A 20061-nucleotide genomic window follows, 5' to 3' on the forward strand; every position below is an offset into this window, starting at 1 on the left:
GCGGCCCCCTAAATCGAAAGCTTGCGAGGGCGCGCGAGGCGCAGCCACATGGCGGTAAACCAGCGGGTCACGACGAACGCCGTGAACACCGATGTCACGATACCGATGGCGAGCGTCACTGCGAAGCCTTTCACCGGGCCGGAGCCAAGCAGGTAAAGGATCGCGGCGGCGATGAAGGTTGTGATGTTGGCATCGAGGATCGTCGACAGCGCGCGCTCATAGCCTGCGATGACCGCCGTCGTCGGAGAGCGGCCATTGCGTTGCTCTTCACGGATCCGTTCAAAGACGATGACGTTTGCGTCAACAGCCATACCAATGGTGAGGACGATACCTGCAATACCCGGCAGGGTCAGCGTCGCGCCAAGGCCAGAAAGCGCACCGAGGATCAGAACGATATTGGCGAGCAGCGAGCCGACAGCGAAGCTGCCGATCAGGCCGTAGGCGATGATCATGAACACACCGACGAGCGCGAGGCCGATAAGGCTTGCATTTGTACCAGCTGCAATGGAGTCAGCGCCAAGGCCCGGCCCCACCGTGCGCTCTTCGATAAAGTTCAGCTTGGCTGGAAGCTCACCGGCTTCGATAATGTCGGCGAGGTCCTGAGCTTCTTCGAGCGTGAATTGTCCGGTGATCTGGACGTTGCCGCCCCAGATCGGCTCATTGATTCTCGGCGCTGACATGATCGTGCCGTCGAGAACGATTGCGAAGATCTCGCCCCGATTATTGGCGGTCGTCTGACCGAAGCGTTCGGCACCGGTGCCATTGAGGCGGAAATCCACGGCCGGCGAGTTGTCGTCCGGGTTGCGGCCCTGACTTGCGCTTGCGATGTCGCTGCCGGTGACCACGGGCGTCCTGCTGACCAGCATAGGGCGGCCGAACTCATCCACCAGAAGCTCAAAACCTGGTGGCGGACGCGTTGCCTGCGCCGCGTTGACGGCTGACGGGTCCATGTTCGCCATGTTGAAGGTCAGACGGCCAGCCTGGCTGAGGATATTCTTGATGCGCCGTGGGTCAGCTTCACCTGGGGCTTCGATGACGATACGCGTATCGCCTTGCGGTGTGATGGAGACCTCGCTGACGCCATCAGGGTCAAGGCGGCGGCGAATGATCGTGATCATCGTGCCTTGCGCGTCAGCGGCGAGCGCCTGCTGAGCATCCTCACTCACGCTCACCATGATACGCTGAGGGCCAACACGCTCGATTGAAAGAACACGGTCGCCGCCGGTCGCGCCAATGGTCGGATTGATGCGACGAAGGCGGCGCAGCGCTTCTTCCATATCTTCTGGATTACGCAACTGGATCGGAAGTGTCGTCCCCTGCTGTTCCGGCACATCGCGCTGGATGAGTGGGTCGCGATTGAGCGCCTGAACGATATCGGTCTGGAGGGTTTCGAGGCGGTTTGCGGCAACTTCTGCCGGATCGATCTGAGTCAGTAGATAGACGCCGCCCTGAAGGTCGAGCCCGAGGTTGACTTTATTGGTGGGAAGGAAACTGGGCCACCAGGATTCCTCGGCTGCATCCATTTGCGCTTGGTAGGCCGCGATGTCCTGCGGTGCTTCAGATTCTGGTTCGCGCGGCTGAACGCCGAGGAAGCCATCCGTAAACGCGTTTGGAATTGCCATGAGCGTACCCCAAAGGAGCACGATCAGGATAAGACTTACTTTCCAGGCCGGAAAATTCAGCATGGCCCACTCCCCTCAGAGCGATCAGGACGCTTTGGTATCGTTCGCGGCCGGTGCCGGATCGTTCTTGCTGCGGACGTCTGCGACCATGGAGCGTACGACGCGCACGCGCACGCCGTCGGCGAGCTCGACGCTGAGCTCTTGCTCAGTGACTTTAACGACTTTGCCAATAAGGCCACCTGACGTGATCACCGTATCGCCGCGCACGATTGCTTCAATCATCTGGCGATGTTTCTTCTGACGCTGGTTCGCCGGGCGAATGAGCAGGAAGTAGAAGATAAGGATCAGCGGCACGAAAAAGATGAGCTGACCGATAATTCCGCCGGTTGCGCCGCCAGCTTCCTGTGCTGAGGCTAATGGTGCGAGGCTTGCTGCTGTCAGGCCAGCCAGGACCAGTCTTGAATTCATCTCTTTTTTCTCCGCGGATTTCAGGCTCGTCGCTATATCTGTGGAGGGCTTACATTGCAAACAAGACCAATCAATGCGCGATTGCAGTGTTGCCCATACGCCGCAGCCGGGTTCGTATCATCAGAGACTTGCCAAACCGGACGAATATGTTAGTGAGCGAATACTCACTAACTGGAGCGCTTCTCTCTCAATGCCCGATCCGTCACAGAACAAATTACGTACCCGCAACGCCCGTCCGAAGATCGAGCGAGCTGCGCTGAAACTGTTCATTGATGAAGGGATCAATGCGGCAACGACGCGCGAAATAGCCAATGCGGCAGGTGTGTCTGAGGGCGCGTTGTACCGGCACTATAAGGGCAAGGATGAACTTGCGCTGTCCCTCTTCATGGCCACTCACAACCGGCTCGGGGAAATGCTGCGTGAGGCATTGTCGGCACCGGGCTCGCTGGAAGAGCGCGTTGCGCGCGCCGTGGACGCCTATTGCGCGATCGCAGATGATGACTGGTTGCTCTTCTCGTTTCACCTCGTCTCGCTGAACAGGTTCCTGCCGCATGATGAGCGGCGAAGCGATGATCCGGTGACCATTCTGGAGACGTTGGTCGCGGCGATGATGAAATCCGGCGAAATTCCTGAGGGGGACCCAGCACTGACAACAGCGATGTGCCTTGGCGTCGTCATGCAGTCCGGCCTCAACAAAGTCTATAACCGCCTGCCCGGGCCGTTCGCTGCCCATGCGCCAACGTTTACCCGGACCATTCTCGCCATCCTCCATCAGAAATAGTCATCGAAAGGGTCAAGTCATGATCAGAGGCTATATCTTCACAGGCGTTTACTACGTCCTGTCCTTCATTTGCGTGATGCTTGCCCTGCCCGCCATGCTCCTGCCTGGTCAGGGCGCCGTTCGCGGTCTCGTTCGCCTGTACACGCTTTCGATCCGCTTTGTGCTTCGATGGATTGCCGGCATCTGCACCGACATTCGCGGCAGGCACAATCTTCCGGAGGGGCCATTCATAGTTGCAGCCAAACACCAGAGCTGGGGCGATGGATTTCTGATCTACCCGGAAGTGAACAACCTCGTTTTCGTGACCGGCGACCATCTGGAGAAGTTCCCTTTCGTCGGCGGGATCCTGCACAAGCTTGGCGCGATCGTGATCGACACGTGCGGGGGCAGCCACCGGCGCGCTGAATCGCTCGCCGAAGGTGTGCAGCAGGCGAAGACCGAAGGTCGCCGCGTTCTGATCTATCCGGAAGGCCACCTCGCTCCCCCCGGCTTCCACTTCCCGTACAAGCCGGGCGTCTGGCACATGCAGCAGGCGATGGGGGTACCAGTGGTGCCGGTCGCGACCAATCTTGGTCTCTTCTGGCAACAACAGGAGATCAGAAAGCAGCCCGGACGCGCTGCTGTGGAGTTTCTTGAGCCGATCCAGCCGGGGCTTTCGAAGCAGGAGTTTCTGGCGGAACTGACCCGGCGCATAGAGGGTGCAACGACAACACTTCTGAACGAGGTCGGCTCGTCAAAAACCTTTGAGAGTCAGAAGCTTCCCGAGCCAGTGAAGCCAATCGCCTGACACCAGCAGACGAACCATTACAAAAGAGTTATCGAAAAACGGCAATAAAATATCTTTACGCGATGCGGGTTTATTGTTATTCAATAATCATTCATCAGCGGAGGATATCATGAGTTTTCAAAAAATCGTTCTTGCGGCAGCATTCAGCCTCGCTCCAGCGTCAATTGCGCTCGCCAGCGACGCTGATATCTGGACCAGTGCAAACACTTATGAAGACGGGGGTGTTCAGTCGATCACTTCTGGTAGCGCAGCAGCGCGCGGCGCATATTTTGCCTGTATCGATGATCAGCTTCGTGTTGCCGTTGGCGTAGAGCCAGGCAATGTCGGCACCATGCTCGAGAGAACGTCGAGCCGCACGCGGACCTATGAGATCAAGACGACCATTGGCGATGGCGAAACCTTTGAGTCGAAATGGGCTTACAAACCCTCTTTGAAGGTTGCCATTGCTCAGGATTCAGTGACGCCCCACAAACTTTACAATGCGGCTGTGCGCGGAGACACGATCTCAATGAAGCTGCCCGGAAAGTCGCAATTCGACATCACGCTACCGGCCGTGAATGCTGATTTCACGAGCTTCGCCAATAACTGTGGCGTGACGAACCCGCGATAGACTGCCTCTGATCACGCAGAAAACAGAACCTAAAGTGCGGCGGGGGCGATTGTAACGCTCTCGCCGCAACCACAAGCGTCGGTCTGGTTCGGGTTACGGAACACGAACTTCTCGTGAAGCAGCGTTGTTTCATAGTCGACGATAGAGCCGAGCAGGAAGAGCACGGCCTTCGAGTCGACAACGATCTTCACACCATTGTCTTCGACGACTTCATCGAGTTCGGCCGGCGCGTCGACATAGTCCATGACGTATTCCATGCCGGCGCAGCCGCCATTCTTGACGCCGACCCTGAGATAGCCAGCACCTTTTTCGGTCATGATCTCCTCGACGCGGCGAGCCGCTTCATCGGTGAGCTTGACGAGTTGGGGACGTGGTCTTCTGGCCATATCTAACAGGTGTGATCGCTTGAGGCGTGTTTCAACTAGAGCATGTTCAGCGCAAGACGCGCTTCGTCGGACATACGTGACGGATCCCATGGTGGGTCGAAGGTCAGACGGACCTCGACGTCCTTGACACCTTCCACAGTGCGGGCTGCGTTCTCGACCCAGCCGGGCATGTCGCCTGCAACCGGGCAGCCTGGGGCCGTCAGCGTCATGTCGATATCGACCTTGCGATCGTCATCGATGTCGACCTTATAGATCAGGCCCAGTTCGTAGATGTCGACGGGAATTTCCGGGTCGAACACCGATTTGAACGCCATGATCAGCTCATCGGTCAGCCGATCGAGTTCTTCCTGCGGGATCTTCGATCCGCTGGTGTCTTCGCTCGTTTCCGGCGTTTCTGAGAGGCTCATATCATCTGGCATTGCAGGACCTTATAACAGCATTCCGCGCGCTTTGTTTAGCGCCTCGATGAACACGTCGACTTCTTGCTCTGTGTTATAGAGCGCAAAGCTCGCCCGTGCGGTTGCACTAACACCTAGGTGGTTCATCAAAGGCTGAGCGCAATGGTGACCTGCACGTATGGCAACACCATAGCGGTCGAGTAGCTGCGCAATATCATGCGGGTGCACGCCCTCAACACTGAACGACAGGACAGGGCCCTTGCCGTCAGATGTACCGTGAATGCGGATGCCATTGATGGCAGAAAGCTCTGCCGTTGCCTTCTGCAGAAGCGCGGATTCATGCGCCCGCACGGCGTCCATGTCGAATGCGGACAACCAGTCGATGGCGGCGCCAAAGCCGATTGCCTGCAGGATTGGCGGCGTGCCCGCCTCAAACTTGTGTGGGGCGACATTGTAAGTGACCCGGTCCTGCTCGACGATCTCAATCATCTCGCCGCCGCCCTGATAGGGACGCAGCGCATCTAGCGCCTCTGCTGTTCCATAGAGCGCGCCGATACCGCTCGGGCCATAGATCTTGTGACCTGTCAGCACATAGAAGTCGCAACCAATGTCCTGAACGTCGAGATCCAGGTGAACGCCGGCCTGGCAGCCATCAATCAGGATATAAGCGCCAGCAGCGTGTGCGATTTCTGTCGCCCGCTTCGCATCAACCTTCGTGCCAAGCACATTGGACATGTGCGTCAGCGAAACCAGCTTCGTCTTTGGCCCGACGGCGGCCTCCAGCGCCTCCATGTCGAGCGAACCGTCACCGAGGACGGGCACCCATTTCAGGACGGCACCATGGCGTTCTCTCAGGAAGTGCCACGGGACGATGTTGGAGTGATGCTCCATCACGGACAGGACGATCTCATCGCCCGGCTCAATCATGTCCGTTATGCCATTGGCGACGAGATTCATCGCCTCGGTGCCGCCCTTGGTGAATATGATGTTCTCTTCGCTCGGGGCGTTCAGGAAGCGGCGTACTTTCTCGCGGGCGCCCTCATAAGCCTCCGTCGTCTCGTTCGCCAGCGTATGAAGGCCGCGGTGCACATTGGCATAGGCAGTCCGTGCCTGATCCGACATGCAGTCCAGAACAGCGTCAGGCGTCTGCGCGCTCGCCGCATTGTCGAGATAGACGAGTGGGCGTCCATTCACTTCGCGGCTGAGAATCGGGAATTCCGCCCGAACGGCATTGAGATCGAGAGCACGTGCCATCAGCCGCCCCGCTGGTTCCGAAGAAAGCGGCGGGTAGCCTCTACGAGCTGGGCGCGAACGTCTTCATGCGCTTCTTCCAGCGCTTCTGCGATGAAGGCCTCAGTGAGAAGCGCGCGCGCCTCCGGCTTTGGAATGCCGCGCTGCTGCATGTAGAAAAGGGCATCTTCGTCGAGCTGGCCGGATGTGTTCCCGTGTTCGCACTCAACGTCGTCGGCATAGATTTCAAGCTCAGGCTTGGCAAAAATCTCTGCGCCATTCTCAAGGAGAAGCGCCTGATGCTGCATCTCTGCATCCGTGAACTGGCCGACCGTGCGCGGCACCAGAAACTTGCCCTGGAAAACACCGCGGCCGCCATCTGCAACAGCGCCTTTGGTCAGCTGGGACGTCACGCAGGACTCAGCGCCATGCGTCACATGGGTCGTAAAATCGGTGTGGTAGCCAGAAGCAGCAAGATAAGCGCCGTTGAGGGTGGCCTCAGCGCCCTCCCCTTTATGCTCCAGCTGCGTCTCGATGCGGCAAAGCTTGCCGCCGAAGGATAGCGCGCTCTGGGTGAATGCGGCCTTGGTATCGAGATGCGCCGTGGTGGTGATCGCGGTCACCTCTTGCTGGCTGGCTTCCTGCAGAAGCGTCCGGTTGACGCTCGCGCCTTCGGCAAGACCAAACTCGGTCAGAAAGGACGAGAATCCTGCCCCGCCGCTATAGTGTTCGAATATGTCGACATGGCAGTCTTCACGAACGACGAAGACGACGCGCGAGAAAGCTGCGTCATCGCCGCCATGATAGGAAAGAACCAGCGGGCGATCGACTTTGGCTGAGACCTCAATCATCAGCATGTCTTTACCGGAATAACCGGTCATCGAGGCGGCAAGCGCCCCAACTGGCAACGCATTCGCTTGCGCGAAGTCGTGGCCGCCTGATTTTGGGAAGATCTTGATCCCCGCAGGCAGCTCATCAGGAATAGACCAGGCTGAGCCGTCGAAGCTCAGCTTCACCGCATTGGGCGGAAGTTCAATCGACGTGTCGGCTTCAGCCTTCACCGGTGCCAGCGCAGAGACCGCCTGACGGACATCCGTCCACTTCCATTGCTCCATGCGCCGGTGCGGCAGGCCAGTTCGCGCGAATGCCTCGAACGCCGCCTTCTGCGCAGCTTCTGGCGTATGGCGCGCAAAGAGTTCTGCGAGTTGGCGCTCGGCTTCGCTCGGGTTCTTGAGGGCGGTCGTAGTCAAGCGACCTCCCCGAGGATCCCGTCATAGCCTTCTTTTTCGAGCTGCAGGGCAAGCTCCGGTCCGCCGGATTTCACGATCCGGCCCTTCGCGAGCACGTGAACTCGGTCCGGCTGAATATGGTCGAGGAGACGCTGATAGTGCGTGATGACAAGCATGCCGCGATCTTCGCTGCGTAGTGCGTTCACGCCGTCAGCTACCGTCTTCAGCGCATCGATATCGAGACCAGAGTCTGTCTCGTCGAGAATGGCGAAGCTGGGCTCCATCATCATCATCTGGAAGATTTCGAGCCGCTTCTTCTCGCCGCCGGAAAAGCCGACATTGACCGGGCGTTTCAGCATCTCCGCGTCGATGTTCAGCTTCTGGCCGATCTCGCGTGCCTTCTTGATGAAGTCGGGTGCAGAAATTTCTTCTTCGCCGCGCGTCTTGCGCTGGGCGTTGATCGCCGCGCGCACGAAGGTCATGACAGGCACGCCGGGGATTTCGACCGGGTACTGGAAAGACAGGAAGATGCCGGCAGCTGCGCGCTCATCCGGCTCCATCTCGAGAAGGTCTTCGCCATTGAGGGTCGCGATGCCGCTTGTGGCCTCATAGCCTTCGCGGCCTGTCAGCACATAGGACAGCGTCGACTTGCCAGCGCCATTGGGCCCCATGATCGCATGGACTTCGCCTGCAGGGACTTCCAGCGACAGGCCATTGAGGATGGTCTTGCGGCCATCACCTTCGCCAACATCGGCGGTCAGATTATCAAGCTTCAACATGCTGCCGATGTAGAGATGTCGGCCCTGTTTTCAAAGCCCGTTTCGCCGCACCAGCAAGCAAATGTCAGCTTATGTCGGTCAGACCGTAGAAATCATGGCCGGAAACAGCAGCATCAAGGTCGATCGGATCAAGCAGAAGCGTGCCGATGTAATGCAGGCTTTCTTCCTGACCGTTGAGGATCCGCTTCAGCGCGGTGTTGATCGGTGTGGCGACGCCTTGAGGGCCGACCAGCACGAAACTGTCTAGGCCTGGATCAAACCCATAGTGCTCGGTGAAGTACGGATTAGCGGCCATGAAGCGGTCGAAACGCTCCCAGCGCCAATCGAGGTGCGAATTGGCGCGGATCACTTCGCCAAGATAGAGGCCTGCAAAGGTCACGGTATTGTCGCCGCGACCGTCAGCGATGAGCGACTCCCCTGCCCGGCCCTCTGCAGCTTGTAGACGGTTCACGGTGTGAACGTCCTTCAGCCACTCGTCGATGGTTTTCAGGCTCTCGATTGAATAATCTAGCTTCGAGCGGTCCAGACGGTTCGGAAGAAGGATCAGGCCGTCAGCCTGAGGCGACATGAAACGGTCGAGGCCGGGGCCGATGTCGGCAACGGAAAGGCTGGCTGCATAGCGCCCATCATCGCGGCCGATGACTTCGCCGCGGGAAAAACCGGAGAAAGACGCCGAAGCACCGTAGCCATCATAAGGAATGTAATACGGGGTCGGCTTGGCCGGTGACGCGCAGGAAACAAGCGCGAGACATCCCAAAATGAAACAAAGGCGGGCCATGAAGGTCCAATCAAGTCAGCCTGAAGATACTCTCCGTTCCATAACAGCAATCCGTGTGCCGACCGTTAATGGCCGTCAACCAATAGGTGAAAGTAGTTTCAGGCGTCGAAGTCTCGCATGAGGTCGCCCTGGCCCGGCTCAAGCACATGCTGCCACTGGCGGTATTCGCAGCATTCAGTGCCGCGAATCGTGGCTTTCAGAACGCCGTCCATGCGAACTGGATCATCTGTGCCATCACGCGTGAATGAGGCCGTCCAGTGGGCCCAGCCTGCGTCGTCGCTGATTGCGATGATGTGGAAATCAAGGACCGGGTCCTTTTGCCGGCTCAATCTTTCCTGCATCGCCGCCAGCAGCGCTGTGCGCCCTTCGCTCGGCGCGTCAAATGGCGACCAGTAGAAACTGACGTCCTCTGAGAAGAGTTCGACGATACGGATGCTGTCGAGCGCTGACCATGCCTGTCCACACGGTTGGAGCCAGTTCGCAAATGTCGTTTCAGTCAACGCCATTGATGCTCGCTAGCCTACAGACCCTTCAAGGCTGACCTTGAGAAGGCTTTGGGCTTCGACAGCAAATTCCATGGGCAGGTGCTGCATCACTTCGCGCACGAACCCGTTCACGAGAAGCGCGACAGCCTCTTCTTCGCCCAGGCCGCGTTGGCGGGCATAGAAGAGCTGGTCTTCGGAGAGCTTCGTTGTCGTTGCCTCGTGCTCAAGCTGCGCGTCGGCACGGCGATTCTCGACATACGGCACCGTGTGCGCGCCGCAGTCACCGCCGATAAGAAGCGAATCACACTGCGTGAAGTTACGCGCCTTCTCGGCCTTCTTGTGGATCGAGACAAGCCCGCGATACGTGTTGTCCGACCGGCCAGCTGAGATACCCTTAGAGATAATGCGAGAGCGGGTATTCTTGCCGAGATGGATCATCTTCGTGCCAGTGTCGGCCATCTGGCGGCCATTGGTCACCGCGATTGAATAGAACTCGCCCTGGCTGTCATCACCGCGCAGAATGCAGGACGGGTACTTCCAGGTAACAGCCGAACCTGTCTCGACTTGCGTCCAGCTGATCTTTGAGCGTGCGCCGCGGCAGTCACCGCGTTTTGTCACGAAATTGAAGATACCGCCCTTGCCGTTCTCATCACCCGGCCACCAATTCTGGACGGTCGAGTATTTGATTTCGGCATCTTCGAGCGCAACGAGCTCAACAACGGCCGCGTGAAGCTGGTTCTCGTCGCGCATTGGCGCCGTGCAGCCTTCCAGATAGGAAACGTAAGATCCTTTGTCGGCCACGATCAGGGTGCGCTCGAACTGACCTGTATTCTCAGCGTTCATGCGGAAATATGTGCTGAGCTCCATCGGGCAGCGGACGCCTTCAGGCACGTAGACGAAGGTACCATCCGAGAAGACCGCGCTGTTGAGCGTCGCGAAGAAATTGTCCGACTGTGGCACCACAGAGCCGAGATATTTCCGGACGAGTTCCGGGTGTTCGCGCAGCGCTTCTGAAATCGACATGAAGATCACGCCGGCCTTCTCGAGCTCTTTGCGGAAGGTCGTCGCCACCGACACGCTGTCGAAGACCGCATCAACCGCGACGCGGGGCTTCTGATCGTCAGTGCGCGCTTCAGCTGCCGTATTCGCCGCGCCTTCGACACCCAGAAGAACTTCTGCCTCGCGAAGCGGAATGCCAAGCTTCTCGTAGGTTTCGAGGATTTCTTTCGGGACGTCGTCGATGGACTCATACTTCGCGCCCTGCTTCGGGGCCGCGTAATAGTAGATGTCCTGATAATCGACCTTCTCGTAGTGGACTTTTGCCCAGTCAGGCTCTTCCATTGTCTGCCAGCGCTCATAGGCCTGCAGGCGCCAGTCGAGCATCCAGGACGGCTCGCCCTTCTTCTCGGAGATGAAGCGGATGACGTCCTCGTTCAGGCCTTTCGGCGCATACTCGGTCTCAATGTCTGTCTTGAAGCCAGCAGAGTAGTTCTCGGACTCAAGCGCCTTCGCCGCTGCGACGGTGCCTTTGTCGATACTGTCCTTAACCCTTACGTCATCAGGCATTCAAGCCGTCTCCTTCGTCTTTCTCTGGTGCAGAGCCTTCAGCCAGACGTCCGCTGTGCGGTCAAAGTCTTCAGGCTTGCTCCTCCACCCAAAGCTGGTGCGGATTGCGCTTTCTGCAAGAGCGTCATCTGCGCCCATGGCCGCAAGGACAAGTGATCTTTTCACCTTGCCGCTCGAGCAGGCAGAGCCGGATGAGACCGCAATGCCCGCGAGGTCCATTGCCATGACCTGCGTTTCAGCCCGGAAACCGCCATAGGCAAAGTTCGATGTGTTCGGAAGTCGCGGTGCGTCCTCGCCGAACACGGTCACGCCGCCCTCAGCTTTCAGGCGCGCTTCCATTCGGTCGCGGTGCTGCGCAAGCTTCGTGAAATTGGCAATGTCCGCGACGCTCGCTTCCGCTGCAGCGCCAAAGCCTGCGATGCCGGCAAGGTTCTCAGTTCCTGAGCGCAGGGATCGCTCCTGGCCGCCGCCATACAAGCCAGCCTTCAGCGGCGCGCCGCTTCTCAGCCAGAGAGCGCCTGCCCCCTGTGGCCCGCCTGCCTTGTGCGCGGACAGGGCGAGATAATCGACACCCAGCAGCGAGACGTTCACCGGCATCTTGCCGAGCCCTTGAACGCCGTCACAGATCGTCAAGCCGCCAGCTTCACGCACCAGTGCGGCAGCTTGGGCAACGGGCTGGACCACGCCGGTCTCATTGTTCGCGAGCATCAGGACGAGCACGGGCGTCCCGTGTTGGTCCGTGTCCCAGTTTGCGAGCCGAGAGGACAGGTCCTCAAGATCTGCTTCTCCGGTGCGGGTAACATAGACGGACTGGACAGCCGCGCCTGAATAGCCTGCATTCTTAGCAGCCGCTTCATGCTCGATAGCTGAGACGAGCAGCGTGCACTTGCCCTCAAGCTGTCGCACGACACCATTGATGGCGAGCGCGATGGCCTCCGTGCCGCCTGATGTGAAAATCAGGTCCTGCGGGATGGCGGATATGGCTGAAGCGACCTGCCGCCGGGCTGTCTCGAGTATTTTACGTGCCTTGCGACCGGGGCCGTGAACGCTGGACGGATTTGCCCCGACTTCGAGCGCGGCGATCATCGCGTCTCGCGCTTCGGGACGGAGCGGTGCCGTTGCGTTGTAATCTGCGTAGACCATGGTGCTGCACATAGGATAACACGGCGCGTCCTTACACAAAAACTTGCATTCTGCGGTTGCTTTCGCCTAAAGCGCCCTCTTCACTTCCCAGCTAAACGCGACAGAAAGAAAGAGGCGCCCAGCATGGCAGAACTCATTATTCCTGGTCCGGCAGGCCGTATCGAGGCCCGCTACACCGAACCGGCACAGGAAGGCGCGCCGATCGCTCTCGTTCTACACCCGCACCCGCGTGCTGGTGGCACCATGCAGGATCCGATCACAATCCGTCTCTACCAGATGTTCGAGAAGCGTGGCTTTGGCGTTCTGCGCTTTAACACTCGCGGCGTTGGCCGCTCGCAGGGTGTTTATGACCAGGGCGTCGGTGAGCTCGAAGATGCCGCCTATGTCCTTGATTATATGGAGAACCTGACCGAGAATCCGCGCTTTGTCTGGTGCGCAGGCTACTCTTTCGGTGCTTGGATCACGCTGCAGCTGCTGATGCGCCGTCCTGAAATCGACGGCTTCCTCGCCATCGCGCCGCCATGCAATCATTACGACCTTTCCTTCCTCGCGCCCTGCCCGGCTTCGGGGCTCATTATCTCAGGTGAGAATGACAAGATCTCCGGACCAAAAGACGTTGAGCGTTCACTGACGAAGGTTCGCGTTCAGAAAGGTGAAGTCATCGAGCGCGACACGATCGCCGGTGCCAATCACTTCTTTGTCGACAAGCATGAAGAGCTGATCGCGAAATGCGAAGCCTATGTCGACCGCCGGCTGGTCGAAGACGAGCAGAAGATGCGTCTTGAGGCGGATACGTCCAAGAAGCGCGGGGCTGCCGCGATTGCCAACCAGTCCGACGACGTCGAAGACGACGAGGACGAAGGCGACGACGACTAATCGATAAGGCGCCCGCCCGTCATCGGTGCGGGCGCACTTGTCGTTCCGGGCCAGCTGATTGCCAGGCCCCGCAGTGTGCGCACTGCCAGAAATGCAAAAGCCTGCGCCTCGATGGAGTCGCCGAGCCAGCCGACATCTTCGGCGCTTTTCACACCGCATGGCACCCGTTGCCTCAGCTCTCGCATCAGCTGAGGGTTACGCCGCCCTCCACCACATACGATGATGTGTTCGGGGCGTTCTGCAAAATTGCGGACCGCGTGCGCGACTGTTTCTGCGGAGAATGCCGTCAGCGTTGCTGCACCGTCTTCAAGGCTCATCCCGCGCGCAAGCGTTGCATCGAAGTCGAAGCGGTCAAGGCTTTTCGGTCCGGGGAGGTCGAACCATGGTTTGTCCATCCAGAGGTCGATAGACATGGTATCGACGCGGCCCGCGGCGGCCGTCTTGCCATCCTCATCATGGGTGCCCGCGCCGTGCTGCTCCATCCACTCATCGATAGGACCATTGGCAGGCCCGGTGTCGAAAGCGACGAGGTTTCCGTCAGCGGACCGGTAGGTGACGTTCGCGACGCCCCCAAGGTTCAGGACCGCGTTTGACCTCGTATCGCCAAGGTTCTGCAGCAAAGCAGCGTGAAAGGCTGGTGCGAGTGGCGCGCCCTGCCCGCCTGCCTCAACGTCCGCGCTGCGAAAATCGAAAGCCAGCGGCACGCCGAGCTCAGAGCGCAGGCTGTCTGCATCGAGTATCTGGAGCGTGTTCCCGCGCGCGCCAGTGACAGGTGGCTTGTGCAGCACCGTTTGCCCGTGCACGCCCGCGATGGCTGGGACTGGTCCATTCCAGCCGTTGATCAGCTGCTGCCACGCATCGGAGTGAGTTTTCGTCAGGACGGCCTTAGCTTCGCGGAAGGCGGCTTCTGGCTGCGGACCGGTCCAGGCCCATTTGCGGGCGGCATCAACGGCCGCCTTCAGGACAGCGCGCTCCTCAGGCGTGTATTTGCGTTCAGCAACCGGGCCAAAGTCCAGAACACGTTCGCCATCTGTCAGGATCAGAGCCGCGTCGACCGCATCAATCGAGGTGCCGGACATGAAGCCTGCGGCCCACACTGGTTCAAAATGATCTGAAGGCTGTTCCAATTAATACGTGACCCGTGCTAGCAGCGCCCTTCGATAATGGAGAAACCGGCATGAGCCAATACAGGTCAGACTTCCTGAGCACGCTTGAAGCCCGCGGCTTTATCAAGCAGGTCACTCATCCAGCGGAGCTGGATGCGTATTGCGCCAATGGTGTGCCGGTCGCCTATATCGGTTTCGACGCGACAGCAGACAGCCTGCATGTCGGCTCACTTCTGCAGATCATGATGCTGCGCCATCTCCAGAAGGCTGGCGGCAAGCCGATCGTCCTGATGGGCGGCGGAACGACAAAGGTTGGCGATCCGACTGACAAGGAAAAGTCCCGCCCGCTGCTGACTAATGAGCAGATCGAAGAGAACATCGCAGGCATCAAGAAGGCATTCGAGCCCTTCCTGACCTTTGGTGACGGCCCGACTGATGCTGTCATGGTCAATAATGACGATTGGCTGAGCAAGCTTGGCTATATCGACCTGCTGCGCGAAGTGGGCGTCCATTTCACCATCAATACGATGACGAAGCAGGACACAGTGGCCCGCAGGCTGGCCAATGAGCAGCCCTACACCTTCCTCGAGTTCAACTATCTCATCATGCAGTCCTACGACTTCCTGGAGCTGTTCCGGCAGCATGGCTGCCGTCTTCAGATCGGCGGCTCGGATCAGTGGGGCAATATCGTTGGCGGCGTGGACCTCGTTCACAAGGCCGATGGCGGCGACGCCTATGGTCTGACGGCGCACCTCATCACGACGGCATCCGGCGGGAAGATGGGCAAGACGGCTGACGGGGCCGTATGGCTCAATGCGGATCGCAAATCGCCTTACGAATACTGGCAGTTCTGGCGCAATACGGAAGACGCCGATGTCGGCCGCTTCCTGCGTCTCTTCACCGATCTGTCGCTCGAGGAGATTGCGAAGCTGGAAAGCCTCGAAGGGGCCGAGATCAACCAGGCCAAGATCGCGCTCGCGAATGCGACGACGACGCTTCTGCACGGCGCGGACGCTGCGCAGGACGCTGAACGGGCAGCATCTGCGGTGTTCGGCGCTGGCAGCCGGGACGACGCCCTGCCGACCACCGACATTGCGCGCAGTGAGCTGGAAGGCGGCATTTTGATCGCAGCGGCTTTCGCATTGGCGGGTCTGTCGAAATCAAACGGCGAAGCGCGCCGTCTCATCAAACAGGGCGCTGTCCGTGTGAATGATGAGTTGGTCAGCGATGAGAATGCAACGCTCACGCTTGCAGATCTCGGCGATGGGGACGCGGTGAAGCTGTCTGCTGGCAAGAAGCGTCACGCGCTCCTGAAGGCGGTTTGATTTTTCAGGAAGTGGTCTGAGCAGAGAGCTCGACGTCAGGAAACTGTGACCGGAAACGGCCTTCGTGTTTCTCGCTCAGCCCCACAAGAAGATCGGTGCGGCCATCCGGCTGCACCGTCTCTTCACTGACGGCGCCATACTCGAACAGCCAGGCCCGCGCGGCGCCCTGACTTGGGCTTAGTTGCACGGCAAATGGCTTGAGTTCATCCTGGATGGAATGCTGAACGAGCGCCAGCAGATCATCGATGCCCTCACCTGTTAGCGCCGATGTAATGACGGCCGGGGTTTCCTGCAGGCCTGCCCGCGCCGACATGCGCAGCGTTTCCTGAATGTCTTCAGGCAGCAGGTCGATCTTGTTCCATGCCTCGATGATTGGTGGTAGCGGCCGTCCGCTTTCTTCTTCCAACCGGCGAAGAACCGAAAGGACATCCTGCTTGCGGGCCTCGTCTGAGTCTTCAGACCGGTCGCGGACATGAATGAGCAGGTCGGCTTCCAAGGTCTCTTCGAGCGTCGCGCGGAAACTGTCGATCAGGTGTGTGGGAAGGTCTGTGATGAAGCCCACCGTATCGACGAGCGCTGCATCGCCAAGGCCCGGCAGCTCGAGGCGCCGAATGGTGGGGTCCAGCGTCGCGAACGGCATATCCCGCGCGAACACATTGGCACCGGTCATCCGGTTGAACAGGGTCGACTTGCCAGCATTTGTGTAGCCAACAAGCGCAATCACAGGAAAGCCGGCGTCGCGCCTGCCAGAACGTTGCAAGCCGCGCGTGCGGCGTACTTCCTCGAGATCTGACTTCAAGGATGCAAGCTGGCGGTCCAGCATGCGGCGGTCAGCTTCCAGCTGGGTTTCGCCGGGACCGCTCAGAAAGCCCTGACCGCCCCGCTGGCGTTCAAGGTGCGTCCAGGTGCGAACGAGGCGTGAGCGCTCATAGGAAAGGCGCGCCAGCTCGACCTGCAGCTTGCCTTCCTTCGTGCGCGCACGAAGGCCGAAGATTTCGAGAATGAGGCCGGTTCGGTCGATGACCTTGCAGCTTAGTGCGCGCTCAAGATTGCGCTGCTGGACCGGCGTCAGTGCAGCGTCGATGACGCAGAGTGTGCAGGCGGACGCTGCAATATCCTCGCGCAAACGCTCCAGGATACCGCCAGAGAGAAGGTGGGATGCGCTCGGCTTGCGCACATTCTCCGGACGTAGGAAGGCGAGGTTACAACCAAGGGCTTCGACAAGGCCGGAGGTTTCCGACAGCCGTTCGCGGTCGGGCCTGTCAGCAGGCATGGTCCAGGGAATGATGACGCCGGCCCGGTCCGGTACCGGTGTTCTATCGATTAGCTCGCTGCTCAATCCTTGTCCGCGCTGGTTTCCTCATCGAACAGCTGCACTGGCGCACCGGGCGCAATGGTCGAGATGGCATGCTTGTAGACGAGTTGAGGCGGACGTCCGTCCCCGCGCAGGAGGACACAGAAATTATCGAACCAGGTCACCACGCCTTGCAGCTTTACGCCGTTCACAAGGAAGATTGTGAGAGGCGTGCGTGATTTCCTGACAGCATTGAGGAACGTGTCCTGCAGGTTTTGTTTTTTATCCGACGACATGGTCTTTATCCGTATGCTGGCGCTGTTCGCTATGCGTTTTCGCAGGCGCTATCTGGATTGCCCCCGCAATGCAAGTCCCAGCTGCCTACCGACGCCAAAATGAGACGGTGAGGAGCGGAATCAATGCGAGAACCTCCAGTCTGCCCAGTATCATACCGAATATGGCCAGCACTTGGTAGAACGTTGCGTCTTTGAGCTGTGCCTGCGGAATAAGCTGTCCTGAGTTGGTCAGACTACCGAATGTCGTCGACAGAGCATCTTCGAATCCAAGTCCCACGAATGAGAACAGCAACAACCCCATCACCACGGCAATGATGTAAGCGACCAGATAGACCCAGATGCCCATCAGCGTGCGATCGGACTGTATGCGCCCTCTGAACTGGAAGTGGACCAGCGACTCCCGGTAGCCCATCCGCAAGAATTCCTGTCCCACACGCCTGAACAGCACATAGAGACGCGCGAGCTTCATGCCGCCTGCCGCAGACAGAGCTGCGCCGCCAATCATGCATGGGGCGAGCTGCACGAGTAGTGGCAGGTCCCGCGTCGTTTCACGCGCGACGAGGGCGATCCCGCTGGTCGAAAGACTGGATAGCGACCAGCCAATCGCATTGAGGCCGGTAAGGCCGCAAGCCAGCCCGATTGCAATGAAGACCAGCATCGCGAGGCTGAAAGCCAGCGTCTCTGCATCGAAGACCGCGGCGCGCCAGTCGCGATTGGCGATCTGTATCAGAAAGAACAGGCCAAGCGTGCCAAAGATCAGCCCTAGCGAAAGCGCAAATGAACGCGTGCCGTTCACAATGTCGGAGGACGCGCTGCGTGGATCTGCAAGGCCCGTGGTCAGCGCACTGACAGCATCCAGAAATGCCGTGCCGACCCCAATGCCACCTACAACCTCCAGCGCAAACACGATCAGCAGGCAAATACCGAAATAGACCCCAGTCACCCGCATCACGCGCGGCATGGAGTCGAAGAAGCTCTCATCCGAATGGCTGAACAGAAGCGTTCGGTGGATGCCCGGCCCATCAAGGCTTAGGGCCGCCAGAACAGTCGCCGCAAAAGTTATCGTCGCGAGCGCTCCGGCCAGATGAAGGAGTGCGCGCCAGAACAGGATCGAATTTGGCAGCACCACCACGTTCGGATCGAAGACCGAGTGGCCGGTGGTGGTGAGGCTGGAAATGGCCTCGTGCAGCGCTGCAATCGCGCTGTCGTTTGGAAGCCCCATCAGAAAAGGCGGCGCACAGGCAATACCGGCGAAGACCCAGAAAAACACCATGAAGGCCAGACCATCCGATGGCTGGGCCCTACGTTTCGGCCGGTCGATCATGACGATTATCGCGGCGCAGACAGTCACAAGCAGCGTTCCTGTCGTCAGGAAAACGCGAAACTGAGCCCCCTCTCCCGCAAGGAGAGCGAACAGCGCCGATAGTGCCATCGCCATCACAAGGCCGAAGCCACTGAATGCAAGCATTCTGATGATGGCGGGATAGTTCATGCTGGCCGTACTCTCTGAGGGCTCGGCGTCGGTTCTAGAAGAAGTCGGCGCTGACGCGGAAGAACTGTTCGACCTTGCTGGTCATAGCGCCCTCATAGAAGAGCAGCGCATGATCGTTAGCGCGGACTGTCACATCGCTGGAGGCGAAGATGACCTCGCCATCCCGCAGGACGGCGGCAGCCGTGATGCCCTTGGGAAGATCGTCATAGCCGAGTGACTTGCCGATGAGCGGCGATGTATCCAGCGTGACGCCTTCTGCGATCTCGGCAGCGCCATCTTCCAGCGACTGAAGTGCAAGGATACGCCCCCGGCGCATCTTCATCAGAACGCGCGATACGGTGAGCGCCCTAGGGTCCAGAACCGCATCCAGCTTCATTTCGCGCGCAAGGCCCGCAAGCTCAGGTGCGTTGACCAGAGAAAGTGCGCGCTTGGCTCCCATCTGCTTGGCCAGTTTGGAGATCAGAATGTTCGTCTTGTCGTCGTGCGTTGTCGCGATGACGAGGTCTGCTGTTGGCGCATCGGACTCTTCGAGAATGTAGCGCGTGAGGCCGTCGCCATGGATCACGATTGTGCGCGATAGCTCGGCGGCCGCCCGTTCAGCGCGGCCAATATCCGACTCGATGACGCGCACGCGCACGCCGGTCTGCTTCTCCAGACCTTTGGCTACATAGAGGCCGACATTGCCGCCGCCGACGATGACCACGCGGCGCATTTCCGGCTCTGGCCGGTTGAAGATGCTGTTCAGCCTGTGACTGTGCGACTTCAGGACCGCCACATAGGCCGTGTCACCGGTCTTCAGCTGGTCATTGCCGCGCGGCGCGAACACGTGCCCCGCCCTGTTGATGCCCACAATGCGGGCGCTGAGGCTTGGGAACAGACCCTGGATCTGGTCAAGCGCGGTATCGAGCACGGGGCTGTCGTCCAGCACCTCGATGGCGACGAGCTGAACGTCGCCGCGCCCAAAGTTCACGCTCATGATTGCGCCGGGTGTGCTGAAGCGCTGCAGGATTGCGTCGCCAACTTCAATCTCTGGCGAGATGACGAGGTCGATCCCAAGACCCTCTCGCGAGAAAAGCTGGCGATAGCCAACCTGCAGATATTGCTGGGCCCGGATGCGCGCGATCTTGTTGGGAATGTTGAACAGCGTATCGGCCACCTGACAGATGACCATGTTGATCTCATCTGAATAGGTCACGGCAATGATCATGTCGCAGTCATTGCCGCCAGCAGCTTCGAGCACTTCGGGATGACCGGCATGTCCGACGACACCGCGCACATCGAGCTCGGTCTGAACAACGTCGATCAATTTGGTGTCCTGATCGATCATCACGATGTCATGGTTCTCGATAGCCAGACGCCGCGCAATACCCTGACCGACCCGCCCTGCTCCGCAAATAATGACCCGCATGA

The 20061-nt window shown here is 59.2% G+C and carries 21 protein-coding genes; 5 read left to right on the forward strand and 16 right to left on the reverse strand.

The window, feature by feature from the left end; translation table 11 throughout:
* Positions 1-8: 8 nt before the first annotated feature.
* On the reverse strand, positions 9-1685 hold the full coding sequence (gene secD / locus KUV46_13245) for a protein translocase subunit SecD (protein ID QYJ00291.1): 1677 nt from the start codon (positions 1683-1685) through the stop codon (positions 9-11).
* 21 nt (positions 1686-1706) lie between these two features.
* A complete protein-coding gene (yajC, locus tag KUV46_13250) occupies positions 1707-2090 on the reverse strand; it encodes a preprotein translocase subunit YajC (GenBank protein QYJ00292.1) in 384 nt (127 codons plus the stop codon).
* Between the two features lie 190 nt (positions 2091-2280).
* Here yajC and KUV46_13255 point away from each other — a divergent pair, with 190 nt between their 5' ends.
* The 3 genes from KUV46_13255 to KUV46_13265 all read left to right on the forward strand — a co-directional run bounded on the left by KUV46_13255 (position 2281) and on the right by KUV46_13265 (position 4268).
* Entirely contained in the window at positions 2281-2871 is a 591-nt protein-coding gene (locus KUV46_13255) for a TetR/AcrR family transcriptional regulator (GenBank protein QYJ00293.1), read from the forward strand.
* A 19-nt stretch (positions 2872-2890) separates the two neighbouring features.
* A complete protein-coding gene (locus tag KUV46_13260) occupies positions 2891-3658 on the forward strand; it encodes a 1-acyl-sn-glycerol-3-phosphate acyltransferase (protein ID QYJ00294.1) in 768 nt (255 codons plus the stop codon).
* A 109-nt stretch (positions 3659-3767) separates the two neighbouring features.
* Positions 3768-4268 (forward strand): hypothetical protein, encoded by a 501-nt coding sequence (locus tag KUV46_13265; protein ID QYJ00295.1) that lies wholly within the window; start codon positions 3768-3770, stop codon positions 4266-4268.
* Between the two features lie 29 nt (positions 4269-4297).
* Here the strand turns inward: KUV46_13265 and KUV46_13270 are convergent, their stop codons facing one another.
* From KUV46_13270 to KUV46_13310, 9 genes are all read right to left on the reverse strand, one after another.
* Positions 4298-4654: an iron-sulfur cluster assembly accessory protein gene (locus tag KUV46_13270; protein QYJ00296.1), complete on the reverse strand. Its 357-nt coding sequence runs from the start codon at positions 4652-4654 to the stop codon at positions 4298-4300.
* A 35-nt stretch (positions 4655-4689) separates the two neighbouring features.
* Positions 4690-5061, reverse strand: coding sequence for an SUF system Fe-S cluster assembly protein (locus tag KUV46_13275; protein QYJ02411.1), 372 nt, complete (start codon positions 5059-5061; stop codon positions 4690-4692).
* 21 nt (positions 5062-5082) lie between these two features.
* Positions 5083-6306: a cysteine desulfurase gene (locus KUV46_13280; GenBank protein ID QYJ00297.1), complete on the reverse strand. Its 1224-nt coding sequence runs from the start codon at positions 6304-6306 to the stop codon at positions 5083-5085.
* A complete protein-coding gene (gene sufD / locus KUV46_13285; GenBank protein ID QYJ00298.1) occupies positions 6306-7532 on the reverse strand; it encodes a Fe-S cluster assembly protein SufD in 1227 nt (408 codons plus the stop codon). Before sufD ends, KUV46_13280 begins: the two co-directional genes overlap by 1 nt.
* Positions 7529-8290 (reverse strand): Fe-S cluster assembly ATPase SufC, encoded by a 762-nt coding sequence (gene sufC / locus KUV46_13290; protein ID QYJ00299.1) that lies wholly within the window; start codon positions 8288-8290, stop codon positions 7529-7531. Before sufC ends, sufD begins: the two co-directional genes overlap by 4 nt.
* Before the next feature lie 64 nt (positions 8291-8354).
* Positions 8355-9068: a hypothetical protein gene (locus KUV46_13295; GenBank protein ID QYJ00300.1), complete on the reverse strand. Its 714-nt coding sequence runs from the start codon at positions 9066-9068 to the stop codon at positions 8355-8357.
* 98 nt (positions 9069-9166) lie between these two features.
* Positions 9167-9574: a nuclear transport factor 2 family protein gene (locus KUV46_13300; protein QYJ00301.1), complete on the reverse strand. Its 408-nt coding sequence runs from the start codon at positions 9572-9574 to the stop codon at positions 9167-9169.
* A 9-nt stretch (positions 9575-9583) separates the two neighbouring features.
* Positions 9584-11119 carry a Fe-S cluster assembly protein SufB gene (gene sufB, locus KUV46_13305; protein ID QYJ00302.1) on the reverse strand — a complete coding sequence of 512 codons (1536 nt, stop codon included), beginning with the start codon at positions 11117-11119 and terminating at the stop codon, positions 9584-9586.
* A complete protein-coding gene (locus tag KUV46_13310) occupies positions 11120-12274 on the reverse strand; it encodes a cysteine desulfurase (GenBank protein ID QYJ00303.1) in 1155 nt (384 codons plus the stop codon). It lies immediately after the preceding gene.
* Positions 12275-12385: 111 nt separating this feature from the next.
* Between KUV46_13310 and KUV46_13315 the strand changes: the two genes are divergently transcribed.
* On the forward strand, positions 12386-13138 hold the full coding sequence (locus KUV46_13315) for an alpha/beta hydrolase (GenBank protein QYJ00304.1): 753 nt from the start codon (positions 12386-12388) through the stop codon (positions 13136-13138).
* Here the strand turns inward: KUV46_13315 and KUV46_13320 are convergent.
* Entirely contained in the window at positions 13135-14217 is a 1083-nt protein-coding gene (locus KUV46_13320; GenBank protein ID QYJ00305.1) for an anhydro-N-acetylmuramic acid kinase, read from the reverse strand. The genes KUV46_13315 and KUV46_13320 overlap by 4 nt on opposite strands.
* Positions 14218-14315: 98 nt before the next feature.
* Between KUV46_13320 and tyrS the strand changes: the two genes are divergently transcribed.
* Positions 14316-15569 (forward strand): tyrosine--tRNA ligase, encoded by a 1254-nt coding sequence (tyrS, locus tag KUV46_13325; protein ID QYJ00306.1) that lies wholly within the window; start codon positions 14316-14318, stop codon positions 15567-15569.
* A gap of 4 nt (positions 15570-15573) precedes the next feature.
* Here tyrS and hflX read toward each other — a convergent pair whose 3' ends face one another.
* From hflX to trkA, 4 genes are all read right to left on the reverse strand, one after another.
* On the reverse strand, positions 15574-16842 hold the full coding sequence (gene hflX / locus KUV46_13330; protein ID QYJ02412.1) for a GTPase HflX: 1269 nt from the start codon (positions 16840-16842) through the stop codon (positions 15574-15576).
* 62 nt (positions 16843-16904) lie between these two features.
* Positions 16905-17159, reverse strand: coding sequence for an RNA chaperone Hfq (gene hfq, locus KUV46_13335; GenBank protein QYJ00307.1), 255 nt, complete (start codon positions 17157-17159; stop codon positions 16905-16907).
* Positions 17160-17244: 85 nt separating this feature from the next.
* Positions 17245-18651 carry a hypothetical protein gene (locus tag KUV46_13340; GenBank protein QYJ00308.1) on the reverse strand — a complete coding sequence of 469 codons (1407 nt, stop codon included), beginning with the start codon at positions 18649-18651 and terminating at the stop codon, positions 17245-17247.
* Between the two features lie 34 nt (positions 18652-18685).
* Positions 18686-20059, reverse strand: coding sequence for a Trk system potassium transporter TrkA (trkA, locus tag KUV46_13345; GenBank protein QYJ00309.1), 1374 nt, complete (start codon positions 20057-20059; stop codon positions 18686-18688).
* Between the last annotated feature and the right edge of the window lie 2 nt (positions 20060-20061).

This window comes from Thalassovita mediterranea (genome assembly GCA_019448215.1).
Lineage (GTDB): Bacteria > Pseudomonadota > Alphaproteobacteria > Caulobacterales > Hyphomonadaceae > Henriciella.